Source organism: Intestinimonas massiliensis (ex Afouda et al. 2020), from assembly GCF_900626285.1.
GTDB classification, from domain to species: Bacteria; Bacillota; Clostridia; order Oscillospirales; family Oscillospiraceae; genus Flavonifractor; species Flavonifractor massiliensis_A.
Map to the genome: position 1 here is coordinate 980575 of NZ_LR131147.1, position 23012 is coordinate 1003586.

Below are 23012 nucleotides of genomic sequence, written 5' to 3' on the forward strand. Positions count from 1 at the left end.
TGGGGTGCGGCGGATCTACAGATTGATCTACACCGCAGGACCATCTGATCATCGGATGAAATGCGGAGGACCGCCCTACGGCGTACCTACGGCGCGGGCCAGGCGATTCTCCGGGCCAAAGTGAAGGTTGCTTTTATGAACCGGCAGTTCTATAATTTGTAAGAAGAGCGACCGATAAAATGAAGATGTTTATCAATTTTTCCAGGTGCCCTGCCGGCCTGGACAGCCGTGCCTTCGTTCCGGACGATGGTCACCTGAATGGCGCCGCCGGTCAGAGAGGGAGCACCTGATACTCCTGCTCCAGCAGATCCATCCACAGCAGCTTCCCCGCCAGAGGGCTGGACCGGCCGCACAGAAGCCTGATGGCCTCGCCGGCCTGGACAGCCGCGCACAGGCCCGCCGTGGGCGAGAGGCTCCCCTGATCCGGGTGCGCGGGGGCATCCGCGGGATAGAGCCGCTCCAGCAGATCGCTCTCCGGCAGGATCACCGCCGCCTGGGCATACCAGCCCTGAATGGCCCCATGCACCAGGGGGATACCCGCCTGGCGGCAGGATTTCGCCAGGATACGCCGGGCGGACGGGCTGTCCAGAGCGTCCAAGGCCAGATGGTGGCCGGCGATCAGACGGTCGGCATTTTCTGCCGTCAGGAAGGTGGGAACGGCCTTTACCGTGACCTGCGGATTCACCAGGGCGGCCCGCTCACATGCACACTCCGCTTTGGACCGGCCCAGACTTGCTGTGTCGGCCAGCAGCTGACGGTTGAGGTTGCTGGGTACGAACCGGTCCCCGTCGCACACCGTGATGGCTCCCACCCCGACCCGGAGCAGATGCTCCAGCAGATACCCGCCCAGTCCGCCGCAGCCGGCCAGAAACACCCGGCGCTTCTGCAGCAGCAGGCAGTCCTGCTCCGTGAGGGGACCCAGATTGCGGGCATAGCGCTCCTGCATCACACATCCACCTTTCCTGTTACGATTTTGAACTTATTTTACCGGATTTCCCTGGGAGAGACAAGCCCCGGGGTGCGGTTTTCCATACCGTCCGCCATGCTCGCAGGAGGGAAGCTTCATGCTCAATGTCAAAACTCCGGATGAGGCCCTGGAGATCATCCGTACCGCCTTTGCCCCTCTGGATCGGCCTCCGGAAACTGTGCCGCTGGCCTCTGCTCTGGGGCGGGTGCTGGCGCTGGATGTGACCGCTGATGAATGGGCGCCCGACTTCCACCGCTCCACGGTGGACGGCTATGCCGTCCGGGCCTCCGACACCTTCGGCTGTTCCGACGCCCTGCCCGCCCAGCTGATCCTGTCCGGGGAGGTCCGGATGGGAGCGGGGGCGGGGCTGACCCTGGCTCCGGGGCACTGTGCCGCCGTCCCCACGGGAGGAGAAGTGCCCCAGGGGGCGGACGCCGTGCAGATGCTGGAACTGTGCGAGAACTACGGCGACGGTACCATTGGGATACTCAAAAGCGTGGCCCCCGGCCACAACATGATCTTCCGGGGAGATGACGTCAAGCCCGGTGACAGGGTACTCCCCGCCGGCCGTCGGCTGGAGCCCCAGGACATCGGCGCCCTGGCTGCCCTGGGGGTGGTCTCGGTGCCGGTGGTGCCTCGCCTCCGGGTGGGAGTCATCTCCACCGGGGATGAGCTGGTGCCGCCGGAGTGTATCCCTGCCACCGGCCAGGTCCGGGATGTGAACGGCCCCCTGGTGTGCGCCCTGCTGGAGCAGGCCGGGGCGCTGCCCCGGTTCTACGGCATTGTCCCCGATCAGGAGGACCGGCTGACCCGGACGGTGGAGCGGGCCCTGGAATCGTGCGACGGGGTGATCCTGTCCGGGGGCAGCTCCGTGGGGGAGAAGGATGCGGCCTACCGGATCCTGTCCGCCCTGGGGGAGGTGCTGTTCCACGGCATCGCCATGAAACCGGGCAAGCCCACGCTCCTGGGCAGGACGGCATCGGGCAAAGCCATGGTGGGGCTTCCGGGGCATCCGGTGGCCGCCCTGTTCACCACCCAGATCTTTGTCCGGGCCCTGCTGGCCCGCCTGGAGGGGCGGACCCTGCGCCAGCGGCAGGTCACCGCCCAGCTCACCGAGGAGGTCTCCGCCAACCACGGCCGGGCCCAGTACAACGGTGCCATCCTCCACCAGGGTCCTGAGGGGCTGGAAGCCCTGCCCATCCGGGGCAAATCAGGGCTCATCACCGCCCTGGCCGGAGCAGACGGCTATTTCTGCATTCCCCGGGACTGCGAGGGCTTTCCCGCCGGGGCCCGGGTCCCGGTCCATCTGTTTACCGCGGACTGAACTGTTTTTTACCATTCCCTGTGGGAAGGAGACCGATATGGCCTTTCAATATCTCAACAACCGGCCTCTGGACGAGGCCAGAAATCAGTACCTGGCCCTGCTGCAGGAGGAGGGCTTTGCCCCCCGGACGGAAACCATACCCGTTCCGGCTGCCGGAGGGCGGGTCACTGCCGGGGCAGTGTACGCCCGCATCTGCGCACCCCACTACCCCGCCTGTGCCATGGACGGCATCGCCGTCACCGCGGCTGACACCTTCGGAGCCAGCGACACCACCCCGGTCTCCCTGGCCCCGGAGCAGTATGCGGTGGTGGACACCGGCGACCCTCTGCCTGAGGGGCGGGATGCCGTCATCATGGTGGAGGAGGTGGTCTTTGCCGGCGGGCGGGCGGTGATCCGCCAGGCTGCCGCCCCCTGGCAGCACGTCCGCCAGATCGGAGAGGATATCTGTGCCGGGGAGATGATTCTGGCCGGCCATACTGCGATCTCTCCTGCCGCCATCGGGGCCATGCTGGCTGCCGGGGTGCTGGAGGTGGAGGTGCTGGCCAGGCCGGTGGTGGGGATCATCCCCACCGGAGACGAGGTGGTTCCCCCCACCGCCGACCCCGGACCCGGCGACGTGATGGAATTCAACTCCTCCATTTTTTCGGCCATGCTGAACCAGTGGGGGGCGGAGCCCCGGGTTTATCCCATTGTCCCGGATCGGGCGGAGGACATCCGCGCCGCTCTGGAGGGGGCTCTGGAGCAGTGCGACATGGTTCTGCTCAACGCCGGCTCCTCTGCCGGGCGGGAGGACTACGCCGCCTGCGTCATTGGCCGGGTGGGTGAAGTATTCTGCCATGGCCTGGCCATCCAGCCTGGCAAGCCCGCCATCCTGGGTCATCAGGCGGGTAAGCCCATTCTGGGGGTGCCCGGTTACCCGGTGTCCGGCATCATTGTGATCGAGCAGCTGCTGCGCCCCCTGGTGGACCTGTGGCTGGGCCGGGAGACGGAGCTGCCCGCTCAGGCCCAGGCCGTCCTGAGCCGCCGGGTGGTGTCCAGCCTGAAATACCGGGAATTTGTCCGGGTGCGGCTGGGCCGGGTGGGAGGACGGCTGGTGGCCGCGCCCCTGGCCCGGGGCAGCGGAATGGTCTCCTCCTTCCTGAAGGCCGATGGTATCCTGGAGATCCCCCAGGGCAGCGAGGGACTGGAGGCGGGGACGGAGGTCTCCGTCCGCCTGCTCCGTCCTGCCCGGGAACTGGAACACACCCTGGTGGTCATCGGAAGCCACGACCCGCTGCTGGACGAACTGGCCGACCTGCTCCACCAGGCCGATCCCTCGGCCTATATGAGTTCCTCCCATGTGGGCTCCATGGGGGGTCTCATGGCGATCCGCCGGAGGGAAACCCATATGGCCGGCTGCCATCTCCTCAATGAGGCCGACGGCACCTACAACACCGCCATCCTGGAAAAGCAGTTCCCCAAGGGCGGCGTGTATCAGGTGGAGTGCGTGGGCCGGACCCAGGGCCTGATGGTGGCCCCCGGCAATCCCCTTGGCCTCACCGGATTCCGGGACATCAGCCGGCCCGGCATCCGCTATGTCAACCGCCAGAAGGGGTCCGGCACCCGGATCCTGGCCGACTACCTGTGCCGGAAGGAGGGGGTGGACCCCGCCGCGGTCTATGGCTATGACCGGGAGGAGTTTACCCACACCGCCGTGGCCGCCCAGATCGCCGGCGGCACCGCCGACGCGGGTATGGGGATCCTGTCTGCGGCAAAAATCTACGGCCTGGATTTCCTGCCGGTATGCGTGGAGCAGTACGATCTGATCATCCCTGATTACGCCTGGGACACCCCTATGGTCCGCCGGGTGCTGGAGATCCTGGCAAGTCCGGCCTTCCGGACCCGGCTGGAGAAGCTGGGCGGCTATACGCTGGATCAGCCGGGGCGGGTGCGCCGTGTCTACTGAGGTGCGCTATGATGTGGTGGTGCTGGGTGGCGGACTGCTGGGCTGCTTTGCCGCCCGCCATCTCACCTCCTACCGGCTGCGCTGCGCTCTGGTGGAGGCCCGGGAAGACGTGTGCACCGGCATTTCCCGGAGCAACAGCGCCATTGTCTATACCGGCTGCGACAATAAGCCCGGAACCCTGAAAGCCCGGCTGTGCGCTCAGGCCAATCGGACCTTTGAGCAGCTGTGCGCCCAGCTGTCCGTCCCCTTTGCCCGCCGGGGCTCCCTGCTGGTGAGCTATGGACCCCGGGGGGACCAGGTGGTACGGCGCAAATATGAACAGGGGCAGGAAAACGGAGTGGAGGGCCTGTCCATCCTCACCGGAACCCAGGCGGCGGCCCTGGAGCCCGGACTGGCCCCGGGAATCACCTCCGCCCTCCTTGCCCCCGGTACCGGAGTGACCGACCCCTGGGCCCTGTGCTATGCCGCCTATGAGAATGCCCGGGCCAACGGCTGCCAGGTCTATCTCAACGCCCCGGCAACTGGCCTGCGCCGGGAGGGGAACGACTGGGTGATCACCGCCGGAACCTATACCCTCCGGGCGGGGGCTGTGCTCAACTGCTGCGGCCTGGAGGCCCACCGCGTCCAGGAGCTGTGCGCCCCTCCCACCGTGCGGGTCATTCCCGACCGGGCGGACTATCTGGTTCTGGACCAGCCGGCGGGCCTCTATGTCCGCCATGTGATCTTTCAGGAGCCGGAGCAAAAGGGGAAGGGCCTGACCCTGATCCCCACCACCGACGGCAAGCTGCTCCTGGGTCCCTCGGAGCAGCCCGGCGGAGCGGGACCCCAACGGGCGGTCACGCCGGAGGGGCTGGATTTCCTCCGGCGCACGGCGGCCGGGGTGGTGCCCGGCCTGGATCTGGGTCAGGTGATCCGGGCCTTCGGGGCGGTCCGCCCCAATCCCTTTTCCGTCCGGCGGGAGGGAGCGGCCTGGGTGCCCGAGGACAAGGGCATCCACAGCTTCACCATCAGCACCCCCTGCCCCGGCCTCTGGTCCCTCATCGGCATCAAGACCCCTGGGCTCACCTGCGCCGACGCCCTGGGGGCCATGCTGGCCGGTGAGGCGGCGGCCTATGTGGGGAAAGACAGGCCCAACCCGGACTTTGATCCCTGCCGGCCTCTGCCGCTCCGGCCCCGGGATCTGGACAGCGCCGCCCGCCGGGCTCTGGTGCAGGCCCACCCCGCCTATGGTCGGGTGATCTGCCGCTGCGAGGACGTGACCGAGGGGGAGATCCTGGATGCCATCCGCCGGGGTGCGGTGACCCTGGACGGGGTCAAGCGCCGGGTGGGACCGGGGCTGGGTCGGTGCCAGGGCAGCTGGTGTACCGATCAGGTGCTGGACCTTCTGGCCCGGACGCTGGGGGTGTCCCCCGGGGAAATCACCCAAGACGGAGCGGACAGTTTCCTGCTGGGAGGTGAGAGAACGTGACCTGGGACGTACTGGTGGTGGGAGCCGGTGCAGCTGGGATGGCGGCCGCCCTTTCCGCCCAGGAGGCGGGTGCAGACTCCGTCCTCCTGGCGGACCGGAGTACCCGGCTGGGCGGCGTGCTCCCCCAGTGCCTCCACACCGGCTTCGGCATGGGCATCTTCCGCCGGGAGCTGACCGGGGCGGACTATGCCGCCCGCTGGGCGGCCATGGTCAGGGCTGCCCCCATTGCGCTCCGCCTGGATACCACGGTCCTCTCCCTCAGCCCGGACCGCCGGGCCCTGCTCTCCGGGCGGTCCGGGGTGGAGGAGATCTCCTTCAAGGCCCTGGTGCTGGCCGCCGGGTGCCGGGAGATCCCCATCGGGGCCCTGGCCCTCCCCGGTACCCGGCCGGCGGGGATCTTTACTGCCGGCCAGGCCCAGCGGATGGTCAATCTCCAGGGCCTCTCCCTGGGCCGCAGGATCGTGATCCTGGGCAGCGGGGACGTGGGCCTGATCATGGCCCGCCAGTTTGCCCTGACCGGCTGCACAGTGGAGACCGTGGTGGAGCGGCGGGATCACTGCGGCGGCCTGCCCAGAAATTATCATCAATGTATCGAGGCATACGGTATCCCCCTGCTTACACGGAGCACGGTCAGCTGTATCCACGGTGAAGGGCGCATCTGCGGGGTGACTATCCGGCAGCTGGACAGCGGCGCGGAATATTTTCAGCCCTGTGATACCCTGGTCACCGCCCTGGGCATGGTCCCCGAGCGGGAGCTGCTCCGCCCGCTGGGAGAGCAGCTGCCCCCCTGGGTGTTTCTCTGCGGCAACTGCCGGAGCATCCACCGGACAGTGGACACGGTGAGCCGCCAGGGGACGGCGGCCGGTCGGGAAGCCGCCGGATGGGCCCTGCAGTCCGGGGAAGCCGGTTGACAAACCCCTGCCAGAAGATTAGTATTTAAAGTATAAAAGCAATCCCTGGGACCGCGCCTTCCGGACCGGTCTGTCAGGGGCATAAAATAACAGGAACGGAGAGGAAACCGCAATGAAGAAACAGACTGCCGCCCTTTTGCTGTCTCTTTCCCTGCTTGCAGGATGTTTGGTCGGATGTGCACCGCAGAATGCCGCTGTAAGCGCGTCTCCTGCGGCGGCCCCGGCGGAGGGCGTCGATCTGACGATCCTCTACGAAGCGGACGAGGATATGATCAACAACTACTCCCTGCTGGCGGTCAATCCCGACGCCCCCTTTGCCGACGCCGACGGCAACCCGGTATCCGACGTGTACATCAATATGGAGGGGGCCGCCGCCCTCATCAACTGGATGCTCTCTGAGGAGGGCAAGGCAGCCATTGCGGACTACGGCTATGCCGACTACGGCGAGCACCTCTTCTATCTGACGGAGGACGGCCCCACGTCTGCCGCCGACATCCCCCAGGCCACGGATCAGACCAAGGTCATCCGCATGTCCACCACCACTTCGGTGAACGACTCCGGCCTGCTGGCCTATCTGCTGCCCCTGTTTGAGGATGCCTACGGCTACACCGTGGAGGTCACCTCTGCCGGCACCGGAAAGGCCATTGCCAACGCCCAGAACGGCAACGCCGATCTGCTGCTGGTCCACTCCAAGAGCCAGGAGGAGGCCTTTGTGGACGGCGGCTACTCCTATGTGCTGCCCGGCTTCGACAGTGAGCGGCTGACCTTTATGTACAACTACTTCGTCCTGTGCGGCCCCTCTGCCGACCCTGCCGGTGTAAAGGAGGCCGCCACTGTGAAGGACGCCTTTGCCGCCATTGCCGAAGGAAAGTATCCCTTCGTCTCCCGGGGAGACCAGTCCGGCACCCATACCAAGGAGATCTCCCTGTGGCCGGAGGACCTGGGCATCACGACGGATGCCGCCTCCGTGGAGGGCTATGCCGACTGGTACACCTACTCCAATGCGGGCATGGGGGTGTGCCTCACCATGGCGGAGGAGACGGGAGCCTACATCCTCTCGGACAAGGCCACCTTCCTCACCTTCCAGGCCAACAACGGCGCGATTGAGTAATCGAGTAACAGATGCGGCCCGGCGGCTCCGGCCGCCGCAAAAAGGGCCTGCCCCGCGGCGGGCCTTTTTTAAAGGAAGGGGGGGCGTTTCATAAAGACTGCCTTTGTCCAGGCTCTGGTCCTGATCGCCTCCGGAGACAGGCAGCTTGGGATCATTCTGGCCACCACTCTGCGCATGGCCCTGGCAAGCTCTGTCATCGCCCTGGCGGCAGGCGCCCCCCTGGGGGTGCTGCTGGGCAGCTATTCCGGCCGGGGCAAACGGGCCCTGGTAGTGGTCAACCGGACGCTGATGGGCCTTCCGCCGGTGGTGGTGGGCCTGGTGTGCTACATGCTCTTTTCCGGGGTCGGACCTCTGCGCCATCTGCGGCTGCTGTACACGGTGACAGGTATGGTCATCGCCCAGATCATTTTGCTGGTCCCCCTCATTGCCGGCAGCCTGGAGTCCCATGTGTCCACGGTGGCTCCCGATATCCGGGAGACCGCCCACGGCATGGGCCTGGGCCGGGGCCGCACCCTGCTGCTGCTCATCAACGAGAGCCAGTATCAGCTGGTCAGCGCCTATCTGCTGGGCCTGGGCCGGGCCTTTGCCGAGGTGGGAGCGGTGTCCATGGTGGGGGGCGCCATCGCCTTCAAGACCAACGTGATGACCACCGCCATCATGAACTACACCAACATGGGGGACTTTACCACCGCCCTGGCCCTGGGGATCATCCTGCTGGCCATCTCCCTGCTGCTGAATGCCGGGGTGGCCCTGCTGTACTGGGGGCTGGAACGATGAACCTTCCCCCCATCACCAAGACCTACGGCGGCCGCAGGGTGCTGGATCTGCCCGCCCTGGAACTGGCGGACGGCACCATCCACGCCGTGATCGGCGCCAACGGCAGCGGCAAGTCCACCCTGGCCCGGATCCTGGCCGGCGTGGTAAAGCCGGATCAGGGCAGCTTTCCCTGGGTCGGACAGGCGGGATATATGCCCCAGCGGTCCTATTCCTTCCGGATGAGCGTGGTGCAAAACCTGCAGCTCACCGGTGCCGGGCGGGGCCGGGCCATGGCCCAGCTGGAGACGTTCGGCCTGGCCGGGCTGGCCCGGCAGAATGCCAAGGGCCTCTCCGGCGGGGAGACGGCCCGGCTGGCGCTGGCCAGGGTGCTGATGGAGGACCACCCCCTTCTCATTCTGGATGAGCCCACCGCGGCCATGGATGTGGCCGCCGCCCTCCGGAGCGAGGAGATTCTGCTGGGGTATCAGGCCAGAACGGGGTGTACCGTGGTGCTGGTCACCCATTCCATGACCCAGGCCCGGCGGATGGCCGGACAGGTTCTCTTTCTCAAGGATGGGTGCCTGGCGGAGCAGGGGGAGACCGGACAGGTCCTCTCTCATCCCCAATGTGCTGACACACAGGCGTTTCTGGACTTCTACACTCTCTGAGCCAGGCCCGGAGATGGAATGAATTGTAATCAGGAATGAGAAGCGCAGGTATTGCAAGGCCTGCGCACGGGAGGCGAGACTATGTCATCCAAATACGGCGGGTACATGGGAAAGGTGGTCCAGGTGGATCTGGCCACCGGCACGGTCAGTCCCTATCCCTGGTCCGACCGGGATCGGGAATTGTTCATCGGCGGTAAGATCATGGCCGCCAAAATTCTCAGTGACCATCTGACGGGCACGGAGGAGCCTTTTTCCGACCGGAACCTGCTGGTCATTGCCACCGGCCCTCTGACCGGCACCGGCGCTCCCAGCTCCAGCAGGTTCAATATCTCCACCCTGTCTCCTCAGACCGGCCTGCTGGCTTCCTCCAACTGCGGAGGCAATTTCGGCTATTATCTGAAGAAAGCCGGCTATGATGCCCTGATCCTCCGGGGACAGGCCAAGGAGCACACCTGGCTGGAGATCACCAACGACAAATTTGTCTTTCACAATGCGGATGAGCTGTGGGGCAAGAAAACGTCTGCGACCCAGCAGGCCCTCTCCGCCCTGCTGACCCAGCGGGGAGGTCCGGACAAAAGCGGAAAGCTGTGCATCGGACCGGCCGGCGAAAACCGGGTGCTCTATGCCTCCATTGTCAGCAACGAGCGTCTCTCCGGCCGCACCGGCATGGGCGCCATCATGGGCTGGATGAATCTGAAAGCCATTACAGTCACGGGCAACCATGTGGTGCGGGCCTATGATCCGGAAAACATGATGCGCTGGAACCGGAAATGGTTCCGCTATCTCCGCTCTCATCCGCTCACCAGCGAGCAGCTGCCCCGGATCGGCACCGCCGGTCTGGTCAGCCAGATGCAGATGCGGCGCATCCTTGCCACGGAGAACTTCCGCTACGGCCAGAATGAATCCTTTGAGAAGGTCAACGGCGAGCGGCTGGCCGAGGACTTCAACCTGGTCAACAAGGGCTGTCTCACCTGTCCCATCCGGTGCGCCCGCACCGTGGCAGTGGACGGTCAGGAGGTAAAGGGCCCGGAGCTGGAGACCCTTGGGCTGCTGGGTGGCGGGATCCGCAACGACAACATGGAGCTGCTGCTGCGGTGGAACTATGAACTGGATGAATTGGGCATGGACTCCATCTCTGCCGCAGGCACCCTGGCCTGGGCCATGGAGGCCAACGAAAAGGGGATCTGGAACTGCGGTCTGAACTTCGGGCAGGTGGACGGCATCTCCCAGCTGTGGGAGGATATTGCCCACCGCCGGGGGATCGGCGGCGAGCTGGCCGACGGCAGCAGACGCCTGTCGGAAAAATACGGCGGCAAAGAGTTTGCCATCCAATCCAAGGGGCTGGAGCTGTCCGCCTACGAACCCCGCCACGCAGTGGGAATGGGCCTGGGCTATGCGGTGTCCAACCGGGGCGGCTGCCACCTCAACGGCGGGTATCTGGTGATTCTGGAAGGACTGGGGCTGAACATTGACGCCCAGACCCCCAAGGCCAAGGCGGATCTCACCGTCATGTTCCAGAATCTGATGGAGATGATCTCCGCCACCGGGCAGTGCCTGTTCACCTCCTACGCCTTCTTCCCCGCCCCCCTGCTGTCCAGGCCCAATGCCTGGTATACCCGGGCGGCCAACAAGCTGCTCCCCCATACGGGCATGGCCATCCGTCTGCTCAACTGGTTTCCCCGGGCGGTACATATGCACCTGTCTCCCGTATTCCACCACACCCGGGGGTTCCAGTATGCCACCGGCATGCCCATGACCTTCGGCGACTATATGAACGTAGGCAGCCGGGGCTACACCCTGGAGCGCAGCGTAAACTGCCGGTTCGGCGTCTCCGCCAAGGACGATACCCTTCCCAAGCGCCTGACGGACGAGCCCCAGCAGCCCAACGACCCCAGGAGCCGGGTGCCCCTGAAAAAAATGACCCCGGTTTATTACGCCGCCCGGGGGTGGGATTCCAACGGGGTCCCGACCCTCCGAACCTTGAAGAAACTGGGTCTGAAGGGGGATGACTGATATGGTGAGTGTCAAGCTGTTCGGCGCGCTGCGCCTGCGGTCCGGTTTGAAAGAGTATCAGCTGGAGGCCCGGAACCTGACCGAACTTTTTTCCCAGCTGGCAGAGCTGTCCGCCCATACGGGGATGGAGCAGGTCACGGTCCGGGAGCTGCGCTCCTGTATCATCTCAATCAATGGCAAACAGTGCGGGCCGCGCCATGCCCTCCGGGATGGGGATGCCGTCGTGCTGCTCACCCCGGCCAGCGGCGGCTGAGAGGAGGTTTCGAGCAATGTCCTATCGGATTACGGATAAATGCAAAGGCTGTACCCTTTGCAGCAAGAATTGTCCTGTCATGGCCATTACGGGCCAGGTAAAGCAGCTGCACACCATTGATCCGGACCGCTGTGTCAGCTGCGGCTTGTGCGGAAAGCTGTGCGCCTTCGGTGCCATTGTGGATGACCGGGGCGTGCCGGCGGTAAAGGTCCCCAAGGACCAGTGGAAGAAGCCGGAGATCGACCCGGCCCTGTGTGCCGCCTGCTCTGTCTGTGTGGAAAACTGCCCCAAAGAGTGCCTGTCCATTTCCGATCCCCGGTACCATGGAGACATTACCATGGTCGCCCTGCTCCGCACGCCGGAGGACTGTATCGGCTGCGGGATCTGCGCCGACCGGTGTCCGGTAGGGGCCATTACGCTGATCTGACAAAGTATATTCAGGAAAGGAGCGTCACGTTATGAATACCCTGTCCAAAGTCTATTGCAGAACCTTCCAGGCCATGATGAAGCTGGGACATTACTTTTTGAACTATCGGATCCCGGAGACGATGAAAGGCGCCGGAAGCATCAAGCGGCTGCCCGCCTTTATCCGGAACAAGGGCATTGACCGGATCCTGGTGGTCACCGATGCCGGCCTGATGAAGCTGGGGCTTCCGGTTCCCATGCTGGAGGCCATGAAGCAGGCGGGGATTACCTGCACGGTCTATGACGGGGTCGCTCCCAACCCCACCTCGGATAACGTGGAGGAGGGTCTGAAACTCTATCTGAAAAATGGCTGCAAGGGAATCGTGGCTATCGGCGGCGGCTCCCCCATCGACTGCGCCAAAGCCATCAGCGCCCGGATCGTCCGGCCCAATCGGTCGGTGGCCCAGCTGCAGGGCCTGCTGAAGGTCAACCACCGCCGCAAGATCCCGCCCTTTGTGGCCGTTCCCACCACCGCCGGCACCGGCTCGGAGACCACGGTGGCCGCTGTCATCACCGATGCCGCCACCCACCACAAGGCCTCCATCAATGATACCGCCATTCTCCCCCACTACGCCGTCCTGGATCCGGAACTGACCATCGGCCTGCCCCCCTTCACCACGGCCACCACCGGAATGGACGCCCTTTGCCACGCCGTGGAGGCCTACACCAACCACACCTATAACACCAAGCTGGAAAACCAGTATGCGGAGGAGGCCGTCCGCCTGATCCATGACAACCTGCTGCTGGCGTACCACGACGGCAAGAACCTGGAGGCCCGCCAGAACATGCAGATCGCCGCTTTCAAGGCCGGCCGCGCCTTTACCCGGGGCTGTGTGGGCTATGTCCATGCCATCGGCCACACGCTGGGGGGCCTGTACGGGACGCCCCACGGCCTTGCCATGTCTGTCTTGCTGCCCCATGTGATGGAGGCCTTCGGCCCGGCCGTCTATCCCCGGTTGGCCAAGCTGGCCGATCTGTGCGGGATGGGGCAGGGTACCCAGGAGGAGAAGGCCAAGCGATTTATCCAATGGATCGTCGACATGAAGAGGGAAATGGGTATTCCCGAAAAGCTGGATATGATCAAAGACGAGGATGTTCCCCAGATCATTACCTGGGCCATGAAGGAGGCCAATCCGCTTTACCCTGTTCCCGTCCTCTGGGGCCGGGAGGAGTTCCGACAGTTTATCGACAAGGTGCGCGTCTGATTTTTCCGCATTGACCGGGGGCCGGCAGCCTATGGCTGCCGGCCCCCGGCGCATCCGGACGTGACCAATAAGGGCAGGGTTGATCGGGAGAAATTGTATGTATCCTCAATAAGCGGGAGGCCATCCGACAGGCCTTTTACAACTTCTGCCTGGAGCAGTTCTGCGGCTACGGCGAGGAAAAGCTAGAAAAGCTTTGGAGTGGTTGGATTTAAACCTATGCTCTCTTGGACCCGAAGGGAGCTAGAACACTTTTTCTAATGATTTTTGCTTATTTTTGGCCGTTTCCGCTCCGATTCTCTTACTCTCCGGCCCTCTTTGAACGCGGGTTTTCCGTGTGCTCCGGGGCTGTATGTGGTGGGTTCTGTGGTCAAAAACGCTCTCCGTCCTTTGCCGGGATCCGGCAGGGACGGGGAGCGTTTTGCCTGTTTCGGATTGTCTGCATTGTACCTCTGAATGCAGACTGAAGCAAGAGACTAAACAAAAAGAGGGGTTTTGCCGTCATAGGTTAAGAAAACTTAAGGGAATGTTCAGGCGCTTCTCCCAATCCTCTGTGTTATAATTTCAGTACCGAGAGAGCAGCAAAGGAGAAACACAGCGATGAGCTCAGTTTTACATTTCAAAAACTCCTGTTATTTCGACGACGGCATGGAGCGGACCATTGCGGGAACACAATTCCGTGCCCTGATGGAGCTGTGCTTTGCCCAGGCGGACACCTTTTCCCTCCTCCGAAGCGGATGGCCCGGCGCCAGGGACGGAACCCTGGAACAGGCCCTTCGCCCCTGGCTGGTCGGGGAATATGCCTCCTACGGAATCCTGCACTGGTTTGACAGGCAGAGCCGGGAAACGTGTTATCTGTACCGGGCCACCCAGGAGACAAAGGAAATTCTGCTCCAACATATCCACCACCTGTTTGAGGCGGAAAAGAGCCTGGCCCCAGCCGGCCATCAGGCGTATCTTGAGGAGAAGTACGCTGTCTATGACCGTGCATCGGAGGAGGCCTGGGATCGTTTCTCTGCATACATGGAGGCTGAAGGACAGGGGCAGTCGGAAGAACAGCAGAATGCGGTTTTGCTGGGGCTTTACAAGAAAGCCAGGGAGGGGTGTCCGGATATCTTCTCCGAGGGGGACCATTACAGCAATATGGAGGACCCCTGCTTTTTCCGGGGAAATGAGATGTTCTTTGAGACCATCACCCATGAGCAGGAGTGCTGGGCTCAGGTGCTCAGCCCGGAATTTGAAGTGGCCCTGAGAGAGCTGGGAGAGTGGTTGGACGTGTCTGGGGATACACCCCTGCCCCTGTTCTCCCTGGCCACGGCTGAGGAAATGAAATGGTATAGGGGCACGGATGCATACTGAACAAACAGGTCCAAGGTGAGAGGAGGTGCGGCTGCCTGTGTGGATGGATGCGTTATTCCAAGGAATCATAGACCTGGCACAATCAGAGCGGGTTTCCAGACCTGTCCGAATCCTCTGTGCGTGTCTGATCTCCCTCGTGTTTCTGATCAGTATTGCCGGTTTCTGTCTGTTGGTTTTTGTAATCGATGGCCAGAGCCTCCTCAGAAGAGGGATCTTTCTGCTGATGGGACTTGCCATTCTTGCCTATTACCTGCATTTTTTGAGCATTCTTGTGAGAAAGGACGGAAAGAAGCCGTGATGAAGCCGGAAATAGAGAAGACAAGGGCCTATTACAGCAATCTCGGCCCCGAAAATATCTGTAGCTGCGGTTATTGCCGGAACTACTGCACCAGGGTCAAAGAGGCCTATCCGGAGGTGGCCCGCTATCTGGATTCCCTGGGGGTAGATATTGAAAAGCCCTTTGAGACCTCTCCGCTGGAACCGGAGGAGGACGGATACCTGGAATACTGCGTCTGCCAGTATGTCGTGTTCGGTACCTGTCCCCCGGACTACGCCCACCAGATCGGGGATGTGAAGTTTGGAATCTCCGGCCGCCATCCAGACACGAAACTGGAAGAGGAGCACTTTGTGCTGGACTTCTATCCCATCAGGCTGAAGTTCGAGCCGCCGGAACCCATATCGTAAAGTACCGAAAGCTGCCCCTTCGGCTCATTGTCGAAGGGGCGGCTCTTTCTTTGCGGAAGTGAATAACGAAACTTTCGGGAAGTAGGCGTATCATTTTTTAACACGGTCTAGACAAAGAAATAGGCGCTATAAAGCATGTTTAAAAATAGGCCTTTGAACCAACAAACCGAGAGATACGGGCTATAAACAAATCCTAATACTTAAAAAATCCAATTATCACAAGAGAAATGAAAGCATTTAACACTAATTTCTCAAATCTTTCTCACTTTAGTGCCTTCTTCAGAAGAATTTCTTCCTCCGCTTATGATGGCCAATTTTTATAAAAGTATATAACTATTTTTCAATCTTTAAGAGAGTTGTCCGCACTTGAGAGGCTAATGGTCATTTTTTTACGATTATTCGTTTCTGATTCCTAAAACGACTTAAACGGTTGAACTAAATTTTTTCTGGTTATTTCTAATAGTTTTTGACCCTTTTCGCTACATTTGGCTCACTCTTTTTCGCTCTTAATTCCACTGTTTCCGAGTGCTCCGGCGCTGTCTGTGGTCAAACATGTGGTCAAAGAGCCCTTCTTGACCAGTCGCGGCATAACTGCCGTAGCCTGTTCAGAAGGGCTCTTTTTCATATTCAGGTTTGGGGTATTGTACCTCTGCAGAGGCCAAGAAGCAAGAGGTTTTTTCGAGTCAGGCGTATCAGTTTTTAGCACGCCTATACAAAGAATACGGGCGCAAAGTTAGACCTAGGGCGGAAGGTTTTGCCATTCCTGACCCCGGATATGATCCAGAAATGCACCGAGCAATTCAAGCGGCCAGAGTTACTCACCAGCATCAATGGACAGATCGTGTCCGCCTCCGTGGAACCGGAAACCCTCTGCGCACGGCGGAAATGACCCTGGAGAATGCCTATTGCATGGTTGACGGGATCGCCAACAACGGCCGCCGTGGAAAGGAACTGGAGAGGGCTCAGGCCGAAGCGCGCAGGACCACGCTGGAGAAAAAGCCCTCCATCCGGGAGAGACTGGAGGATGCAAAGCGGGAGTGTAGGGAACGGAACGTCTCAGGAAAACCCGCTCTGTAGAAGAAGCCTGCGGAGCCGGGCGATTTATGAGCCGGAGCAAGAAATGGCGTCTGAAATGGCCGTTCTTTCCGGGTAAGAACGGCAGGCGTCAGTATAACAAGCTCTGCAAAGTCTGCGTCTATCCCTGCAAACAAAGTTTACGGGCGGTGGTGGTGTCTTTCCCGCACTATTTTCCCGTCGTTCCCAAAAGCGTAGGAATTAGAGTTCAAAATGGGCAAAGAAACCGCCTGTGGCAGCTTTTCCGTGTAGGGGCAGTATGATTCACGTATAGGCCGGCAGAGCACTTCTGCGTAGGGAAAACGCCAGACTTTCACCTTTAAACAAAATGGGAGCGCCATCACCGGATACTGTCAGGTGGTTAGGCTCCCATTTTTATATGATTAAAACACTAAATACATAAACAAATTTTGCTTTCTGTTTGGAAAATTGATTTCATGCCTTTCGATTCTTACATTGTGAGAAGAAAATAAAAATGATATAATAAATTGGAAAATAATATAAGTTTGTTTTCTGAGGAAACAGTTCCTGTCAATAGCTAGGGGTTGCTTGACCGGAGATTTAAGGCGTTTCTTGTCCATAAAGAAAAACGACGATTTCAAATCTATAGTAAGGAGGTATTTTCATGTGGTTAGATAATGCATCTAATATTGATATGTTATTCTACTCTCCATACGCAGACACTATTGTTAACTTTATAAAAGAACCTGAACTCACTCCCTTAACAATAGGATTATATGGTAGCTGGGGTGCAGGAAAGTCCTCTCTTCTACAGCTGATCCAACAAAATATGGAAAGCAATATCAAAGATGTAGTTTGTATTTCATTAAATGCTTGGCAATTCGAAGGATATGAAGATGCAAAAGTTGCCATCATGGAGTCTCTTTTAAAATCATTACAGAGTAATAAAACATTTTCTGAAAAAGCCGGAGATAAGATTCGTAGTTTATTGTCACGCATTGACTATCTGAAACTTGGAAAAAACATATTGTCTAAAGGGGCTCCGTATGTGGTCAGCGCATTAACAGGGAATCCCATTCCAATAGCTGTTAGTCTCTCTACTGAATTATCTAATACAGAGGATGTAATTTCTAAATTAGAAAACTTTAAAAATGATTATATAAAAGCTGCAAGTGATTCCGAAACACAAACAGAAAATATTCGGAAATTTAGGATTGAGTTTGAAAAAATGCTGGCTGAAGTTTCATCTGTAAAAACTCTTGTTGTTATAGTAGATGATTTAGATAGGTGTACGCCCGATCGAATAATTGATACGCTTGAGGCAATAAAACTATTCTTATCTGTAAAGAAAACCACTTTTATTGTTGCTGTAGATCAAAGAATTATCGAGTATGCAGTAAACATTAAATACCCACAGATTGATGGCTATGCTGTATCTACAGACTATATTGAAAAAATAATTCAGCTGCCTATAAAAATTCCTGAACTGTCTCCAAAAGATATAGAGAATTATTTGTTGCTTTTAATTTGTCAATTACACTTGGCAACCGAAAGTTTTGAAAAACTAATTCAGACACTGTATGATAAGAAACTTATGCTTGAAGACAAATCACTTACATATACAGTTATTGAGTCAATAATTAAAGATACAAATGGAACATTTAAAACAAATTCCAATCAAGCAGCATTGGAACAAGATGCTTCTATTATATCGAAAATCAGCTTTGCTGTTTCGAGTAGTCTAAAAGGAAACCCACGTCAGGCAAAAAGGTTCCTTAATACTTTTTTCGTTCGGAAAAATCTTGCTTCTCTTTATTTCGGAACCGATATCGATCTTTCAGTTATGGCAAAAATCTTAGCATTAGAAACAATTGATATTAAAGCATTCAGAAAACTCTACGAGTGGAATAGTGAATTTGACGGCGAGATAAAACAGTTAAAAGAAGTGGAAACATGCATAGATAATGATAAAGAACTAAATGAAACCTATAATCTCTGGAAAAATCCAAGGATTATCCGTTGGGTTAAGAGTGAACCTAAGGATCTCTTTAAAATGGATCTAAGCAAGTACTTCTATCTATCTAGAGAATCACTATCTAGTATAGAAAATATATCCGCTTCGTTTAGTGAAGCAGAACGAAAAATGCTGGCTGCAATTCAAAACAGTCTGGCAGGTCAAGAAGATGCCCGCCTTGAAGAACTTAAGGACATGGAACCCGAATCTCAACGCAAAATATGTGATGCCGTGTTGGTTCATTTTAAGTCCGATACAATAACTCTAAGCATGATTAGTAGGGTGTACAAAGAATACCCAGATTACCAATCAGATATAGTTGACGTGCTGAAAGCAAAGCCAAAATCATTTTTCGGCCCAGCATCACTACCACATATTACCCGAATGTATAGTGCAAATGCTACACAAATTAGTAGTCTACTTGAAGATTTGGAAAAAAGCAAAAAGATTTCGCAAGTAATTAAATCACAAATTACAAGTGGAAATTTTGCTGTTAAGGCTGTTGATCGGAGATAAAAATGGGAACATCTAAAGGTTATATTGCCCCGTCTACTCCTCACTGGGCACAGGCGAAACGAGGAGTATCTATGTATATTAACAATCCATCAGATGCTGTAAAAAGCGCTGCTGCATCAAAATATGCCAAGGCTATGAACACCAAAGGGTATGCCAATAACCGAGTTGCCCATATCCTTGCTGGATTCGCAAGTTTTGCATCAAATAGCAGTACCAATGGTTACGAAACTGCTCTTCGAGACATTGGAAGAGCAGATATATTAGCCATGGATCCAGAGGATGCAATAAACGAATTAACTCTTCACTTTGCTAACAATGGTGAAACCATTGACGATGCTATTGCTTTAGATTGCATTGCTGAAACTCTTTCTGTCCTTAATATTCAAAAAATTGAAGATTTACAAAATATAGAAATTAATAAATTTATTAAGGAAATGGTATGTCAATTTGCAAAGCTAAAATTTGCGCAATTATTTGATAAGCAAATTCGCAATAAATGCCCTAATATTATTCAAGCAAATCAGCGCATTGAGGAAATGCAAAACTATATTTACTATACAATGGAACTTAATTTAACAAATGAGATTCTTGCCTCAATCAATCCACATAATCTTTCAAATGAAACCATAGTTCAAGATATATTAAAAAAAGGTTTTGAACTAATGGAACTATATTATGGTGATTCATATGAAAATCTGGATTAACAAATGTATCGAGAATGAAAAAAGTACTTATTTCAATGACGCGCTTACATTTAATTTAAATGTTTCTGGAAAAGGCGGACTTATTGCGTCGAATATACGTGATGGATGGTACAGAAAACTTGGCATTCAAAGTGTGTCTCCAATCTGCGAAGATTTATATATTCTGGCATTATCTGTATTTGCAGCCGATAAAAGAATATCGCGTTCTTCTTCATCCGATGGATGGACCCGAAAGTTACATCTGTCCATTCCGGTTATTGAGCATTCTCATTGGAATTCAGTGCGTACCAACTTAGAAAAAATGCTTTCATTTCTTTCTGGCGATATATGGACAATTGATTTCAGAGAATGCGAACCTACTAATCGTTATCAGGATAATCATAAACGCACTCCACCAAAATTGGTATCTCCTGAAACATATGATGCAGTATCTCTTCTTTCGGGAGGATTAGATTCATATTGTGGTGCATATGAACTACTGTCACGAGGTAAAAATGTTATATTTGTCGGGTTTAAAGAATTCGGAAAGCTTGAACAGGTACAAAACGAAATAATACATCATTTTAATGAAAGCTTTCCAGAAACATCAAAAATGCTATTTACATTTACCGCAAAAGCATACAAGCCATTAGGAATTGAGAAGTTACCGGCAGAAAACACGAGCAGAAGTAGATCGTTCTTATTTTTAGCCGCTGCGATTTGTGTCGCTGACGCTATAGGAGTCGATACACCCGTTTACATACCTGAAAACGGATTTATTGGACTTAATCTTCCCCTAACTCCAGGGAGGAAAGGAAGCTGTAGTACTAGAACCACGCATCCCTATTTTTTGAAAATGCTGAATCAACTTCTGTTACAGTTGGAAATCAGTCACGAAATAATTAACCCATATGCTTTCATGACTAAACGTGAGATGATTCAAGCGCATAAGGATACCAAAGGGTTTCTTGATTGTGTGTCTAAGACAATATCATGCTCACACCCTTGTAATACGCGTTGGCACGGCAAATCACAACCAGAAAATTGTGGATATTGTTATCCATGCCTAATTCGGCAATCTTCGCTTCTCGATGTGGTAGTCCCAAACGAACACTACACATTTAATGCTCTTTCGTATGACTATATTTTGTCTTCAACAGATTCAAGACGTTCAGATTTAGTCGATCTTCTGACCTCTATCAGCACGGCAGTAAAATCTACGGATCAAGCGTTGCTAAAACGAATTAAACAAACAGGGCAACTGTCGAAGGAAGAGTCGTTAGCCTTTCTAAGACTATATAAAGCGACCATTAACGATCTTTTGCAACTTTTCTCAAGGGACAAGGACCTTATGCGAATGATAGGAATAGAGTATGCACCTAATTGATACACATTTTCATTTAGATTACTATAAAAATCATGAATATTGGTATGACCAAATTAACAAACTTCAGCAATACACTTTATGTGTAACAAATTCTCCTGAAGTATTCCATTCTTGCAGAAAGCTATATCCTGAAACCAAGTATGTTAAATTTGCATTGGGATATAATCCACAGCAAAGCTCTAAAGTGGATTTTTCTGAAAACACTTTTCTGCATGAATTAGCTAATACGCCATATGTTGGCGAAGTCGGTCTTGACTATTCTAAAAAGTTTGTTGCCTCAAAACAAAAGCAGAAAGATGCCTTTGAATTTATTTGTCATCAATCTGCTAAACAAAAAAAACTTCTTAGTGTTCATACCAGGATGGCTGAGGAAGATACCCTAAGAATTCTACTCCAGCAAGGAGTGAAAAAAGCTATTATTCATTGGTATACTGGAAACCTTGAAATAATGAACCATTTGTTAGATGCAGGATACTACTTTTCGGTTAATTCTAGTATGTGTGCTACAATTAATGGTAGAAAAATCATATCAAATATTCCTATAGACAGATTACTTGTTGAAAGTGATGGGCCTTTTTCAAAAATAAATTCAAAAAAATACTCTCCAACGGATTTGCAGCAAACATACGATTTGATTGGTAGTGTTATTGGGGTGAGAGAGATTTCAAAACTTATTTTTGATAATTTTAAATGTCTACTTTTAAGCTAACATTTGATCAGGAACTAATCTAAAAATCTGTAAGTCTGTTAGGTGAAAAACAAGGGCATTAAACAGGCAATCCAGGAAACCCAATATGTGATGTTACCCTTGTTCGGTCTTAAAAAATAGTTGTCATATCTTATTGTGGCTCTAGTTCCTTTCTTACCTCTCTTCGCTTTTTTGATTCCGAAGCATATTCAAATTCTGACGAAGGGTATCGTATTCATTACCCTCCCGCTGTACCTTCTGAAGTTCCGCTTGTGGGGCGATCTTGCGAGCGGAGAGTCCAACCAGTTCCACCTTGAGCCTATCGGAGAAAGGAAGTTTGGTGAGTCCAGCCTCCTTGATGTCCCTGGCTGCCGCCTCGAATAAGATGATCTCGCTCTTAACGCCTCGCAGGAATTTTTTCTTGTCCTTTGCTGCTTTGTATTTTTCATAAACGGGTTTCAGCTTGCGGTAGGTATTGATCTACTTTCCCAGGTGGGCAAGGTCGGCGATCCGCTGTTCCGTATCCCGCAGGCTTTCCCTGAGGCGGATGGATGCGGCGGCAACGACATCGCGCCGTCCCACCAATTCCTCGTAGCTAACAATGCCGTGTTCGTTGAGGAAATTCATAGTGGCGATCGCCCGTTTCAGATTTTCAATGGTCGCCCACCGCTGGTATCCGGCACTCTGCTGAGCCTTAATATTGTTCTGAATGTCAATGAGCAGGCTGACCTTCCCGTTGCGCTGCCGGGGCCGTATGGAGGGCCTGGTACCTCCGGCAATCCGGGAGACAGTGGCTTCTTCCACGTAGTCGACACCCATGGTGTTGAGCCGGATGAACCGCTTCTAGTTCGGCGCTTTGGCGAAAACATACTTTCCTCGCTTGATTTCATATCCTTCCCTCTGCAACCGGGCAAGTAAATCTTCTAGGCTGGAGGACACGGGAGGCAGCCTGTCAATGGCGGCTTTCAGCTTTGCCTTATAGCTGGTGCCGTTCTGTGCGGCCTGATGCTCAATGTAGCTCTTGTCCTTGTCTCGGCCGGGGAAAATGACGGCCTGGCTGTGTTCTCGGCACAGCTGATCACTGGCCCAGCGTATTTCGTGATAGCTGCGTTTGTTGGAATGGTAGTGCTTGTGGTCAGTGAATCTGACCGCATTGAAAATCAGATGATTGTGGATATGTCCTTTATAAATATGGGTGATAAGTATAAACTCGTACTTACCACCCAATATTTTTTTGCCAGCTGTATCCCAATCCCCTGGGCTTCCTCGGCGGAGACTTCCCCAGGCTCAAAGGCTTGGATCAGGTGGCATCCCAGGTGCGTGCCCTTATCGATGGCATGACGGCGTGTCCATTCAAATTCAATGTCAGTGGTCTCGGCGGCGCAGCCGAAGGAGGACACCAGAAGCTTTCCATCTGTCTTATCGGGATAATTAATAGTCCCTTTCTGTATAGATTAATGAGCATATATATTTCCGAACAGCAGTTTGACATGCTGATAGAATCACTTGATCTATGACTATAAAAAGAAGGTGAAACCCCATAAAAACACGACAGCGATATGA

20 protein-coding genes and 1 pseudogene are annotated in these 23012 nt (G+C 55.4%); 19 read left to right on the forward strand and 2 right to left on the reverse strand.

Annotation, left to right across the window (positions count from 1 at the left end):
* Positions 1-271 precede the first annotated feature (271 nt).
* Positions 272-946: a HesA/MoeB/ThiF family protein gene (locus tag E0E41_RS05105; RefSeq protein WP_130869019.1), complete on the reverse strand. Its 675-nt coding sequence runs from the start codon at positions 944-946 to the stop codon at positions 272-274.
* Between the two features lie 118 nt (positions 947-1064).
* Between E0E41_RS05105 and E0E41_RS05110 the strand changes: the two genes are divergently transcribed.
* From E0E41_RS05110 to E0E41_RS05210, 19 genes are all read left to right on the forward strand, one after another.
* The gene (locus E0E41_RS05110) at positions 1065-2291 is read left to right on the forward strand and encodes a molybdopterin molybdotransferase MoeA (protein WP_130869020.1); all 1227 of its coding nucleotides are present in this window, start codon (positions 1065-1067) and stop codon (positions 2289-2291) included.
* Positions 2292-2328: 37 nt separating this feature from the next.
* Positions 2329-4236, forward strand: coding sequence for a molybdopterin biosynthesis protein (locus E0E41_RS05115; RefSeq protein WP_130869021.1), 1908 nt, complete (start codon positions 2329-2331; stop codon positions 4234-4236).
* Positions 4226-5704, forward strand: a complete 1479-nt coding sequence (locus E0E41_RS05120; protein WP_130869022.1) for an NAD(P)/FAD-dependent oxidoreductase — start codon at positions 4226-4228, stop codon at positions 5702-5704. Before E0E41_RS05115 ends, E0E41_RS05120 begins: the two co-directional genes overlap by 11 nt.
* Positions 5701-6615, forward strand: coding sequence for an NAD(P)/FAD-dependent oxidoreductase (locus E0E41_RS05125; protein WP_130869023.1), 915 nt, complete (start codon positions 5701-5703; stop codon positions 6613-6615). The genes E0E41_RS05120 and E0E41_RS05125 overlap by 4 nt, the downstream gene beginning before the upstream one ends.
* 112 nt (positions 6616-6727) lie before the next feature.
* On the forward strand, positions 6728-7726 hold the full coding sequence (locus tag E0E41_RS05130; RefSeq protein WP_130869024.1) for a substrate-binding domain-containing protein: 999 nt from the start codon (positions 6728-6730) through the stop codon (positions 7724-7726).
* A gap of 174 nt (positions 7727-7900) precedes the next feature.
* A complete protein-coding gene (locus E0E41_RS05135) occupies positions 7901-8503 on the forward strand; it encodes an ABC transporter permease (protein ID WP_130869025.1) in 603 nt (200 codons plus the stop codon).
* Entirely contained in the window at positions 8500-9150 is a 651-nt protein-coding gene (locus tag E0E41_RS05140; protein ID WP_130869026.1) for an ATP-binding cassette domain-containing protein, read from the forward strand. Before E0E41_RS05135 ends, E0E41_RS05140 begins: the two co-directional genes overlap by 4 nt.
* Before the next feature lie 81 nt (positions 9151-9231).
* A complete protein-coding gene (locus E0E41_RS05145) occupies positions 9232-11163 on the forward strand; it encodes an aldehyde ferredoxin oxidoreductase family protein (protein ID WP_130869027.1) in 1932 nt (643 codons plus the stop codon).
* Position 11164: 1 nt separating this feature from the next.
* Entirely contained in the window at positions 11165-11416 is a 252-nt protein-coding gene (locus E0E41_RS05150) for a MoaD/ThiS family protein (RefSeq protein WP_165450505.1), read from the forward strand.
* Positions 11417-11432: 16 nt separating this feature from the next.
* Positions 11433-11843, forward strand: a complete 411-nt coding sequence (locus E0E41_RS05155; RefSeq protein WP_130869029.1) for a 4Fe-4S binding protein — start codon at positions 11433-11435, stop codon at positions 11841-11843.
* 31 nt (positions 11844-11874) lie between these two features.
* Positions 11875-13086 (forward strand): iron-containing alcohol dehydrogenase, encoded by a 1212-nt coding sequence (locus tag E0E41_RS05160; RefSeq protein ID WP_368019868.1) that lies wholly within the window; start codon positions 11875-11877, stop codon positions 13084-13086.
* Between the two features lie 597 nt (positions 13087-13683).
* Positions 13684-14442 carry a hypothetical protein gene (locus tag E0E41_RS05170; RefSeq protein WP_130869030.1) on the forward strand — a complete coding sequence of 253 codons (759 nt, stop codon included), beginning with the start codon at positions 13684-13686 and terminating at the stop codon, positions 14440-14442.
* Between the two features lie 37 nt (positions 14443-14479).
* Positions 14480-14740: a hypothetical protein gene (locus E0E41_RS05175; RefSeq protein WP_130869031.1), complete on the forward strand. Its 261-nt coding sequence runs from the start codon at positions 14480-14482 to the stop codon at positions 14738-14740.
* Positions 14737-15126 (forward strand): hypothetical protein, encoded by a 390-nt coding sequence (locus E0E41_RS05180; RefSeq protein ID WP_130869032.1) that lies wholly within the window; start codon positions 14737-14739, stop codon positions 15124-15126. Before E0E41_RS05175 ends, E0E41_RS05180 begins: the two co-directional genes overlap by 4 nt.
* Before the next feature lie 909 nt (positions 15127-16035).
* The gene (locus E0E41_RS18860) at positions 16036-16203 is read left to right on the forward strand and encodes a hypothetical protein (RefSeq protein WP_242623700.1); all 168 of its coding nucleotides are present in this window, start codon (positions 16036-16038) and stop codon (positions 16201-16203) included.
* A 622-nt stretch (positions 16204-16825) separates the two neighbouring features.
* Positions 16826-18691, forward strand: coding sequence for a KAP family P-loop NTPase fold protein (locus E0E41_RS05195; protein WP_130869034.1), 1866 nt, complete (start codon positions 16826-16828; stop codon positions 18689-18691).
* 2 nt (positions 18692-18693) lie between these two features.
* Complete coding sequence (locus E0E41_RS05200; protein WP_130869035.1) at positions 18694-19395, forward strand: hypothetical protein; 702 nt, start codon at positions 18694-18696, stop codon at positions 19393-19395.
* Positions 19379-20761, forward strand: a complete 1383-nt coding sequence (gene qatC, locus E0E41_RS05205; protein ID WP_165450506.1) for a Qat anti-phage system QueC-like protein QatC — start codon at positions 19379-19381, stop codon at positions 20759-20761. The genes E0E41_RS05200 and qatC overlap by 17 nt, the downstream gene beginning before the upstream one ends.
* On the forward strand, positions 20748-21470 hold the full coding sequence (locus tag E0E41_RS05210; protein ID WP_130869037.1) for a TatD family hydrolase: 723 nt from the start codon (positions 20748-20750) through the stop codon (positions 21468-21470). The genes qatC and E0E41_RS05210 overlap by 14 nt, the downstream gene beginning before the upstream one ends.
* A gap of 153 nt (positions 21471-21623) precedes the next feature.
* Here E0E41_RS05210 and E0E41_RS05215 read toward each other — a convergent pair.
* A pseudogene (locus E0E41_RS05215) lies at positions 21624-22900 on the reverse strand (relaxase/mobilization nuclease domain-containing protein).
* Positions 22901-23012: the final 112 nt, after the last annotated feature.

What these genes read in the sequence shown, in the direction of transcription:
- E0E41_RS05105 (WP_130869019.1), bottom strand. Translation starts at nt 946, where the DNA reads ATGCAGGAGCGCTATGCCCGCAATCTGGGTCCCCTCACGGAGCAGGAC.
- E0E41_RS05110 (WP_130869020.1), top strand. Translation starts at nt 1,065, where the DNA reads ATGCTCAATGTCAAAACTCCGGATGAGGCCCTGGAGATCATCCGTACC.
- E0E41_RS05115 (WP_130869021.1), top strand. Translation starts at nt 2,329, where the DNA reads ATGGCCTTTCAATATCTCAACAACCGGCCTCTGGACGAGGCCAGAAAT.
- E0E41_RS05130 (WP_130869024.1), top strand. Translation starts at nt 6,728, where the DNA reads ATGAAGAAACAGACTGCCGCCCTTTTGCTGTCTCTTTCCCTGCTTGCA.
- E0E41_RS05135 (WP_130869025.1), top strand. Translation starts at nt 7,901, where the DNA reads ATGGCCCTGGCAAGCTCTGTCATCGCCCTGGCGGCAGGCGCCCCCCTG.
- E0E41_RS05140 (WP_130869026.1), top strand. Translation starts at nt 8,500, where the DNA reads ATGAACCTTCCCCCCATCACCAAGACCTACGGCGGCCGCAGGGTGCTG.
- E0E41_RS05145 (WP_130869027.1), top strand. Translation starts at nt 9,232, where the DNA reads ATGTCATCCAAATACGGCGGGTACATGGGAAAGGTGGTCCAGGTGGAT.
- E0E41_RS05150 (WP_165450505.1), top strand. Translation starts at nt 11,165, where the DNA reads ATGGTGAGTGTCAAGCTGTTCGGCGCGCTGCGCCTGCGGTCCGGTTTG.
- E0E41_RS05155 (WP_130869029.1), top strand. Translation starts at nt 11,433, where the DNA reads ATGTCCTATCGGATTACGGATAAATGCAAAGGCTGTACCCTTTGCAGC.
- E0E41_RS05160 (WP_368019868.1), top strand. Translation starts at nt 11,875, where the DNA reads ATGAATACCCTGTCCAAAGTCTATTGCAGAACCTTCCAGGCCATGATG.
- E0E41_RS05170 (WP_130869030.1), top strand. Translation starts at nt 13,684, where the DNA reads ATGAGCTCAGTTTTACATTTCAAAAACTCCTGTTATTTCGACGACGGC.
- E0E41_RS18860 (WP_242623700.1), top strand. Translation starts at nt 16,036, where the DNA reads ATGGTTGACGGGATCGCCAACAACGGCCGCCGTGGAAAGGAACTGGAG.
- E0E41_RS05195 (WP_130869034.1), top strand. Translation starts at nt 16,826, where the DNA reads ATGTGGTTAGATAATGCATCTAATATTGATATGTTATTCTACTCTCCA.
- E0E41_RS05200 (WP_130869035.1), top strand. Translation starts at nt 18,694, where the DNA reads ATGGGAACATCTAAAGGTTATATTGCCCCGTCTACTCCTCACTGGGCA.
- qatC (WP_165450506.1), top strand. Translation starts at nt 19,379, where the DNA reads ATGAAAATCTGGATTAACAAATGTATCGAGAATGAAAAAAGTACTTAT.
- E0E41_RS05210 (WP_130869037.1), top strand. Translation starts at nt 20,748, where the DNA reads ATGCACCTAATTGATACACATTTTCATTTAGATTACTATAAAAATCAT.